Source organism: Niastella populi (assembly GCF_002078015.1).
Lineage (GTDB): Bacteria > Bacteroidota > Bacteroidia > Chitinophagales > Chitinophagaceae > Niastella > Niastella populi.
The window spans coordinates 1-1,280 of sequence record NZ_LWBP01000221.1; the positions used below are offsets into that span (position 1 = coordinate 1).

A 1,280-nucleotide genomic window follows, 5' to 3' on the forward strand; every position below is an offset into this window, starting at 1 on the left:
TTATGCTGATGTAAAGAAACTAAAGCGCTCCGAGATTATCATCGGTGTGGATGGTGAACAATGGCTGGTAAGCCGTAGGCAGAAAACAGATATCAGCGCCCGCATTCCCTTACTACCCGCTGCTCTTACAATTATTGGCAAATACAAAGACAACCCGCACTGCCAGGAAAAAGACCTTGTGCTGCCGATACTCAGCAATCAGAAGATGAATGCCTACCTGAAGGAAATAGCTGACACATGCGGAATACAAAAGACGCTTACTTACCATATTGCCCGGCATACGTTTGCTACTACAGTCACGCTTACTAACGGGGTACCTATTGAAACGGTGTCAAAGATGTTGGGCCACCGCAACCTGCGAACAACGCAGCATTATGCGAAGATTTTGGATAAGAAGATAGGGGAGGATATGAAGGGGTTGCGGGAGAAGTTTAGATGAATAACAGTACTAATTAAAATAATTTCTTTATTTTAAAGTCACGAACAAGTTTACAGGATATTGTTGAATTAGGGGCTTTTTAATAAATACAAATTAATAATGCTGAATGTAAAATTTACTGGGATTTATTTGGGTGATGAGCTTTATAATGAATATAAGGTCGAGACACAAAGCGAAAGATTGTTAAGTAACTTATCTCAGATAAATATTTTTGTCGGGAAAAATAATTCTGGCAAAAGTAGGTTTTTAAGAAAGTTGTTTTCACAAGAAGACTTAAAGTTTTTGTCAAATGTGATTGATTTGGCCTCAATTGATGGTGTTATTGCCAACTTAAAAGAGGAAGTAATAAAGACTTCTTCTTTATTAAGTGAAGAACATTCAAAAGGAATCCGGCAAATTGTAGAAAGACTTGATTCCTTTAACTATTTGAGGACATATACTGATTTTAATAAAATAGATCAGACGATTTCTTCCATCTATAAATTTCTTGATCAAAATATACAAAGTATTGGCTTGCCACGTAATGATATTTTAGATGTGATCAGAAGATTTGAGGCTTACTTTAAAGAAAATAATTTGGCAACCAATGGTGTTAAACATTTTAAATTCGAAAGAATTTATATGCCAACTTTAAGGGGCTTGCGACCATTGCAAACGACAAACTCAAATTATGATTCATTTAATGGAGATCTGGATAATTACTATTATCGTACTATTTCTGATTATTTTGAAAATGACAAACGGTCAGAAATCTACACAGGATTAAGTTTTTATAATGAATTAAATGTATTCAAAAGGGGGACGCCTTTCCAAAGGAAATTAATAAAAAATTTCGAGCAGT

At 35.0% G+C, this 1,280-nt stretch carries 2 protein-coding genes; both read left to right on the top strand.

Going from position 1 to position 1,280, the window contains the following annotated elements; all coding sequences use genetic code 11:
* On the top strand, window positions 1–439 hold a 439-nt coding region (locus A4R26_RS28960; protein ID WP_165760457.1), incomplete at its 5' end, for a site-specific integrase.
* Between the two features lie 99 nt (window positions 440–538).
* The coding region (locus A4R26_RS28965) for an OLD family protein (RefSeq protein ID WP_133054816.1) at window positions 539–1,280 on the top strand (742 nt) is incomplete at its 3' end.